Source organism: Aeromonas sp. HMWF014, assembly GCF_963878295.1.
In the GTDB taxonomy this organism is placed as follows: domain Bacteria; phylum Pseudomonadota; class Gammaproteobacteria; order Enterobacterales; family Aeromonadaceae; genus Aeromonas; species Aeromonas popoffii.
Genome location: NZ_CAWNYS010000127.1, coordinates 1 through 6,927, shown reverse-complemented (window position 1 = coordinate 6,927; position 6,927 = coordinate 1). Strand labels below are relative to the sequence as shown.

Annotated in this window: 7 protein-coding genes, 1 tRNA gene and 1 pseudogene; all 9 read left to right on the top strand. The window is 53.5% G+C overall.

Translation table 11 applies throughout. The annotated features are described in order from the left end of the window. Positions 1-177 (top strand): annotated as a pseudogene (tuf, locus tag AAC083_RS05090) (elongation factor Tu); the annotation flags it as partial. Positions 178-230: 53 nt separating this feature from the next. Continuing rightward, positions 231-307: transfer RNA gene (locus tag AAC083_RS05085), tRNA-Trp, on the top strand. A gap of 60 nt (positions 308-367) precedes the next feature. Next, entirely contained in the window at positions 368-751 is a 384-nt protein-coding gene (gene secE / locus AAC083_RS05080; protein ID WP_042036010.1) for a preprotein translocase subunit SecE, read from the top strand. A gap of 9 nt (positions 752-760) precedes the next feature. Then, positions 761-1,312 carry a transcription termination/antitermination protein NusG gene (nusG, locus tag AAC083_RS05075; protein ID WP_005318554.1) on the top strand — a complete coding sequence of 184 codons (552 nt, stop codon included), beginning with the start codon at positions 761-763 and terminating at the stop codon, positions 1,310-1,312. Positions 1,313-1,445: 133 nt separating this feature from the next. Further along, the gene (gene rplK / locus AAC083_RS05070) at positions 1,446-1,874 is read left to right on the top strand and encodes a 50S ribosomal protein L11 (RefSeq protein WP_005318556.1); all 429 of its coding nucleotides are present in this window, start codon (positions 1,446-1,448) and stop codon (positions 1,872-1,874) included. Between the two features lie 4 nt (positions 1,875-1,878). Then, complete coding sequence (gene rplA, locus AAC083_RS05065; protein WP_042036011.1) at positions 1,879-2,580, top strand: 50S ribosomal protein L1; 702 nt, start codon at positions 1,879-1,881, stop codon at positions 2,578-2,580. Positions 2,581-2,836: 256 nt separating this feature from the next. Further along, positions 2,837-3,337: a 50S ribosomal protein L10 gene (gene rplJ, locus AAC083_RS05060; RefSeq protein ID WP_005318563.1), complete on the top strand. Its 501-nt coding sequence runs from the start codon at positions 2,837-2,839 to the stop codon at positions 3,335-3,337. Between the two features lie 51 nt (positions 3,338-3,388). Then, the gene (rplL, locus tag AAC083_RS05055; protein WP_042036012.1) at positions 3,389-3,751 is read left to right on the top strand and encodes a 50S ribosomal protein L7/L12; all 363 of its coding nucleotides are present in this window, start codon (positions 3,389-3,391) and stop codon (positions 3,749-3,751) included. 222 nt (positions 3,752-3,973) lie between these two features. Further along, the coding region (rpoB, locus tag AAC083_RS05050; protein WP_108536012.1) for a DNA-directed RNA polymerase subunit beta at positions 3,974-6,927 on the top strand (2,954 nt) is incomplete at its 3' end.

Below are 6,927 nucleotides of genomic sequence, written 5' to 3'. Positions count from 1 at the left end.
GACGTGACCGGTACCATCGAACTGCCGGAAGGCGTAGAGATGGTAATGCCAGGCGACAACATCAAAATGGTTGTTACCCTGATTGCGCCGATCGCAATGGACGACGGCCTGCGTTTCGCTATCCGTGAAGGTGGCCGTACCGTAGGTGCCGGTGTTGTAGCCAGCGTGATTGCTTAATCTTTGGCTTACATAAATAAAGCAAAGCCCCTATAATAGGGGCTTTCTTGTGTAGGGGCGTAGTTCGAATTGGTAGAACAGCGGTCTCCAAAACCGATGGTTGCGGGTTCGAGTCCTGCCGCCCCTGCCACATACCTCGTCTCGTACGGGGCTTTTGTGTCTTTGGTTACGTCAGATACAGGTGGGTTGTATGAGTGTTAGTTCTGAGAGCCAGGGCGGAAGCAAGGATACCCTGCTTTGGGGCCTGGTTTTCATCATCCTGGTCGCAGCAGTTGGTGGAAACTGGTGGGTCGGTAAGCATTTCAATGATGTTAACGTTGCCTTGCGTGCTTTAGGCGTATTGGCTGCTATCGCAGGCGCTGGAATACTTGCAATACGCACTACTAAAGGTAAAGCCACAGTGGCATTTGCCCGTGAGTCTCGCCTGGAAGTCCGCAAGGTCGTATGGCCGACCCGTCAGGAAGCCATTCAGACAACCCTGATTGTGCTGGCGGTGACTGCCGTGATGGGACTGTTGCTGTTCATGCTGGACGGCGCCTTGGTCTGGTTGGTCAACCTGATTACCGGTGTGTAAGGATAAGCCATGACTGAACAACGTGAACAACGTATGAGATGGTATGTCGTGCAGGCATTCTCCGGCTACGAAGGTCGGGTTGCCAAATCTTTGCGCGAACATATCAAGATGCATGGCATGGAAGACATGTTCGGTGAAGTGCTGGTCCCGACTGAAGAAGTGGTCGAGATGCGTGCTGGCCAAAAGCGCAAGAGTGAGCGCAAGTTTTTCCCGGGCTACGTCCTGGTTCAGATGCTCATGGATGAAACCACATGGCACTTGGTGCGTAATGTACCGCGTGTGATGGGTTTCATCGGTGGCACCTCTGATCGTCCTGCTCCTATCTCTGATAAAGAAGCGGATGCCATCCTCAATCGTCTGCAAGATGCCCACGACAAGCCGCGTCCGAAAACCCTGTTTGAACCGGGTGAAATGGTGCGGGTTGCCGACGGTCCGTTCGCCGACTTTAACGGTACCGTTGAAGAGGTGGACTACGAGAAGAGCCGCGTGAAGGTCTCTGTTTTGATCTTCGGTCGCTCAACGCCGGTAGAACTGGATTTTGGTCAGGTCGAAAAGGGCTGATTAAACTCTGTACGTTAACGGTTGTCAGGGGCAGCGAATGTCACTATAATTCGCTGCCCCTTTATTAGTTGGGGAGCCGTTTGCAGGAGCATGTCTCCGAGGCGCTAGAACCCATTTCTGAGGTATTTTTCTAATGGCTAAGAAAGTCACAGCTTATATCAAGCTGCAAGTTAAGGCTGGCAGTGCTAACCCCAGCCCTCCCGTTGGTCCTGCTCTGGGTCAGCACGGTGTAAACATCATGGAATTCTGTAAGGCGTTTAACGCTCGTACAGAGAAGCTGGAAAAAGGTTCACCGACTCCGGTCGTGATCACCGTTTACAGTGACCGTTCCTTCACCTTCGAAACCAAGACTCCGCCTGCTGCCTTCCTGCTGAAGAAAGCTGCCGGGATCCAGTCTGGTTCGGCCAAGCCGAACAAAGACAAGGTTGGTAAGGTGACTGTTGCCCAGCTGCAAGAAATCGCCAAGACCAAAGAGCCGGATATGACCGGTGCCGATCTGGATGCAAAAGTACGTTGCATCGCAGGCTCCGCTCGTTCCATGGGCCTGGTAGTGGAGGATTAAGACAATGGCAAAACTTTCCAAGCGTATGCGCGTTATTCGCGAAAAAGTTGACGGTACCAAAGAGTATTCCATCAACGAAGCCATTGCCCTGCTGAAAGAACTGGCTACCGCCAAGTTCGTTGAAAGCGTTGACGTTGCTGTCAATCTGGGTATCGATGCTCGTAAATCTGACCAAAACGTTCGTGGTGCTACTGTACTGCCGCACGGTACCGGTCGTGATGTACGTGTTGCCGTATTCACCCAGGGTGCCAACGCCGAAGCCGCCAAAGCTGCCGGTGCTGAACTGGTTGGTATGGATGACCTGGCCGATCTGGTCAAGAAAGGCGAGATGAACTTCGACGTCGTCATCGCATCCCCGGATGCCATGCGTGTTGTTGGTCAACTGGGTCAAATCCTGGGCCCGCGTGGCCTGATGCCGAACCCGAAAGTCGGTACTGTAACCCCGAACGTTGCTGAAGCTGTGAAGAATGCCAAAGCCGGTCAGGTTCGTTACCGTAATGACAAGAATGGTATCATCCATACCACTCTGGGTAAGGTTTCTTTCGACGAAGTTCAGCTGAAAGAAAACTTGGAATCACTGCTGATTGCCCTGAAAAAGGCTAAGCCGTCTTCCGCCAAAGGTATCTTCATCAAGAAAGTCAGCATCTCCACCACCATGGGTGCAGGTGTTGCCGTAGACCAAGCTTCTCTGGAAGCTCAGGGCTAATTGATGAGTTTTACAAGGCGCAAAATTTAATCTATAATTTTGCGCCTTGATTGGTTGGGGGCTTCGACCTCCGTCCAAGACCGCAGGAGGCTGTAAAGCCTTAATCCTTCCTGCGTAGACGGTGCCGGAAACCCAGCGAGAAAGATTCTTTCTCTTCTGGAATCCTGCTACCGCATCGTTCCCCTCTGTTGTTAAGGTAGGGGGGATGTGTCAGTACTGAGTCATGAGACTCAGATTCAATCCAGGAGTTAAGCCAATGGCATTGGGACTCGAAGACAAAAAGGCAATTGTTGCTGAAGTCAACGAAGCTGCCAAAGGCGCCCTGTCCGCAGTTGTAGCCGATTCTCGCGGCGTGACTGTAGACAAGATGACCGTCCTGCGTAAAACCGCTCGTGAAGCTGGTGTGTACATGCGCGTTGTGCGTAATACCCTGCTGCGTCGTGCGGTTGAAGGTACCGAATTCGCGTGCCTGAACGACGTATTGACTGGTCCTACCTTGATTGCTTTCTCCAACGAACACCCGGGCGCTGCCGCTCGTCTGTTCAAAGAGTTTGCCAAAGCGAACCAAAAGTTCGAAATCAAGGCCGGCGCTTTTAACGGTGAGTTTATCGCCGCAGCACAAATTGATCGTCTGGCTACGCTGCCGACCTACGACGAAGCAATTGCGAAGTTGATGGCGACTATGAAAGAAGCCTCTGCTGGCAAGCTGGTTCGTACCATCGCTGCTGTGCGTGATCAGAAACAAGCTGCTGCTTGATTCTCGCCTATTTAGGCTGTTTGAGTTTATTCAACATCAGGAATTTTTGTCATGTCTATCACTAAAGACCAAATCATCGAAGCCGTTGCTTCCATGTCCGTAATGGAAGTTGTTGAGCTGATCGAAGCTATGGAAGAGAAGTTCGGCGTTTCTGCCGCTGTTGCTGTTGCTGCCGGTCCGGCTGCTGAAGCAGTAGAAGAGAAAACCGAGTTCGACGTAGTTCTGACTGCTGCTGGCGCCAACAAAGTTGCCGTCATCAAGGCCGTTCGTGCCGCTACCGGTCTGGGCCTGAAAGAAGCCAAGGACCTGGTAGAAGCCGCTCCTGCCAACCTGAAAGAAGCCGTCTCCAAAGACGAAGCTGAAACTCTGAAGAAGCAGCTTGAAGAAGCTGGTGCTTCTGTTGAGATCAAATAATCTGCATTTATGTAGATTAGCCTGATAAAACAGGCTAGGGCTGGTGAATATTTGTTCACCAGCCTTTTTGCGCTGTAGACTGAGAGCATTTCACACCGTTTACGACTCTCGGTGCACCAGCAATCCGGACCGTTTCATCGTCCGGGCCAACACAAAACGGTGTTGAGACAGAGCTGTCCTGCGGGACAGAGTGGGTCACTTATCAGCGAGCTGAGGAACCCTATGGTTTACTCTTATACCGAAAAAAAACGCATTCGTAAGGACTTCGGTAAGCGAGACCAGGTACTGGACACGCCTTATCTGTTGTCCATTCAGCTGGACTCCTTCAAGCAGTTCATCGAGGCTGACCCGGAAGGTGAATACGGCCTAGAGGCCGCTTTCCGTAGCGTTTTCCCGATCACCAGTTACTCCGGTAGTGCTGAGCTTCAGTATGTCAGCTATCGCCTGGGTGAGCCGGTATTTGACGTAAAAGAATGCCAGATCCGTGGAGTGACCTACTCCGCGCCGCTGCGTGTCAAGCTTCGTATGGTTCTATACGATCGTGAAGCAGCTGCCGGCACCGTCAAAGACATCAAGGAACAAGAAGTATACATGGGCGAAATTCCGCTCATGACCGAGAACGGCACCTTTGTTATCAATGGTACCGAGCGGGTAATCGTCTCCCAGCTGCACCGTAGCCCGGGCGTCTTCTTTGACCACGATAAAGGCAAAACCCATTCATCCGGTAAGGTGCTGTATAACGCCCGCGTTATCCCCTACCGTGGCTCCTGGCTGGACTTCGAGTTCGATGCGAAAGACAACCTGTTTGTCCGTATCGACCGTCGTCGTAAATTGCCGGCTTCCATTATTCTGCGCGCCCTGGACTTCAGTTCCGAAGAAATCCTGGCCAACTTCTTCGAGACCATAGGTTTCGAAGTGAAAGATGGCAAGTTGATGATGGATCTGGTGCCCGAGCGCCTGCGTGGTGAAACTGCGACCTTTGACATCGTGGCCAATGGCGCCGTGGTGGTTGAGACCGGTCGTCGTGTGACTGCGCGTCACATCCGTCAGTTGGAAAAGGATGCCGTTACCCAGATTGAGGTACCGGTTGAGTATGTTGTTGGCAAAGTTGCTGCCAAGAACTACGCACATCCGCAAACTGGCGAAATGGTAGTGACTGCCAACCAGGCATTGAGCCTGGAAGCGGTTGCCAACCTTTCCCAAGCCGGCTTCAAGCACTTCGAGGTTCTGTTCACCAACGAACTGGATCACGGTGCCTACATGTCCGAGACCCTGCGTATCGACTCCAGCTCCAGCCGTTTGGAAGCACTGGTCGAAATATATCGCATGATGCGTCCGGGCGAGCCGCCTACCCGTGAAGCGGCAGAACAGCTGTTCGAGAACCTGTTCTTCTCTTCCGAGCGTTACGACCTGTCTACCGTAGGTCGGATGAAGTTCAACCGCCGTTTGTCCCGTGAAGACGAGACCGGTGCTGGCACTCTGACCAAAGACGACATCGTCGAAGTCATGAAGCGCCTGATCGACATCCGTAACGGCAATGACGAAGTGGACGATATCGACCACTTGGGTAACCGTCGTATCCGTTCTGTCGGTGAAATGGCTGAAAACCAGTTCCGTGTCGGTCTGGTGCGTGTCGAGCGTGCGGTCAAGGAGCGTCTCTCCCTGGGTGACCTAGACACCCTGATGCCGCAGGATCTGATCAATGCCAAGCCGATCTCCGCCGCAGTCAAAGAGTTCTTTGGTTCCAGCCAGCTGTCTCAGTTCATGGACCAAAACAACCCGCTGTCCGAAGTGACCCACAAGCGCCGTATCTCTGCGCTGGGCCCGGGCGGACTGACGCGTGAGCGTGCCGGTTTTGAAGTTCGAGATGTGCACCCGACTCACTACGGTCGTCTGTGCCCTATCGAGACTCCTGAAGGTCCGAACATCGGTCTGATCAACTCTCTGTCCGTGTACTCTCGTACCAACGAGTATGGTTTCCTCGAGACACCGTACCGTAAAGTCATTGATGGTGTGATCACCGACGAAGTGGACTATCTGTCTGCTATTGAAGAAGGCAAGTACGTGATCGCACAGGCTAACGCCGCGACCACCGAAGATGGCCGTCTGAAAGATGAATTGATCCCGTGCCGCCACAAAGGTGAATCCACCTTTATGAACGCCGACCAGATCCAGTATATGGACGTGAGCCCGCAGCAGATCGTATCTGTGGCAGCTGCTCTTATCCCGTTCTTGGAACACGATGATGCTAACCGAGCCCTGATGGGTTCGAACATGCAACGTCAGGCCGTACCGACTCTGCGTGCTGACAAGCCGCTGGTAGGTACCGGTATGGAACGCGCCGTGGCCGTTGACTCCGGTGTAACCGTAGTGGCCAAGCGTGGCGGCATGATCGACTACGTCGATGCCTCCCGTATCGTTATCAAGGTCAACGAAGATGAGCTGATGCCAGGCGAAGCCGGTATCGACATCTATAGCCTGACCAAGTACACCCGTTCCAACCAGAACACCTGTATCAACCAGCGTCCTTGCGTGATGTTGGGTGAGCCGGTGATGGCCGGTGATGTGGTTGCTGACGGTCCGTCTACCGATCTGGGCGAACTGGCGCTGGGCCAAAACCTGCGCGTCGCGTTCATGCCGTGGAACGGTTACAACTTCGAAGACTCGATTCTGGTGAATGAGCGTGTTGTTCAGGAAGATCGCCTGACCACCATCCACATCCAGGAACTGGCCTGTATCTCCCGTGACACCAAGCTGGGTCCGGAAGAGATCACTGCCGACATCCCGAACGTGGGTGAAGCCGCTCTGTCCAAGCTGGACGAGTCCGGTATCGTCTACGTGGGTGCCGAAGTGAAGGGCGGCGACATTCTGGTCGGCAAGGTAACACCGAAAGGTGAAACCCAGCTGACGCCGGAAGAGAAGCTGCTGCGCGCCATCTTCGGTGAGAAGGCCTCCGATGTGAAGGACTCTTCCCTGCGTGTACCGAACGGTGTGTACGGTACCGTGGTTGACGTGCAAGTCTTTACCCGCGATGGCGTGGAAAAAGACAAGCGCGCCAAAGAAATCGAAGAGATGCAGCTGAAGGAAGCGAAGAAGGACTTGACCGAAGAGTTCAAGATCCTGGAAGACGGCATTTTCGGCCGCTCCCGCAACCTGCTGCTGGCCGCCGGTTACAG

Bases quoted from the DNA above. Each gene is read 5' to 3' on its own strand.
- secE (WP_042036010.1), top strand. From the start codon at position 368: ATGAGTGTTAGTTCTGAGAGCCAGGGCGGAAGCAAGGATACCCTGCTT.
- rplJ (WP_005318563.1), top strand. From the start codon at position 2,837: ATGGCATTGGGACTCGAAGACAAAAAGGCAATTGTTGCTGAAGTCAAC.
- rplK (WP_005318556.1), top strand. From the start codon at position 1,446: ATGGCTAAGAAAGTCACAGCTTATATCAAGCTGCAAGTTAAGGCTGGC.
- nusG (WP_005318554.1), top strand. From the start codon at position 761: ATGACTGAACAACGTGAACAACGTATGAGATGGTATGTCGTGCAGGCA.
- rplA (WP_042036011.1), top strand. From the start codon at position 1,879: ATGGCAAAACTTTCCAAGCGTATGCGCGTTATTCGCGAAAAAGTTGAC.
- rplL (WP_042036012.1), top strand. From the start codon at position 3,389: ATGTCTATCACTAAAGACCAAATCATCGAAGCCGTTGCTTCCATGTCC.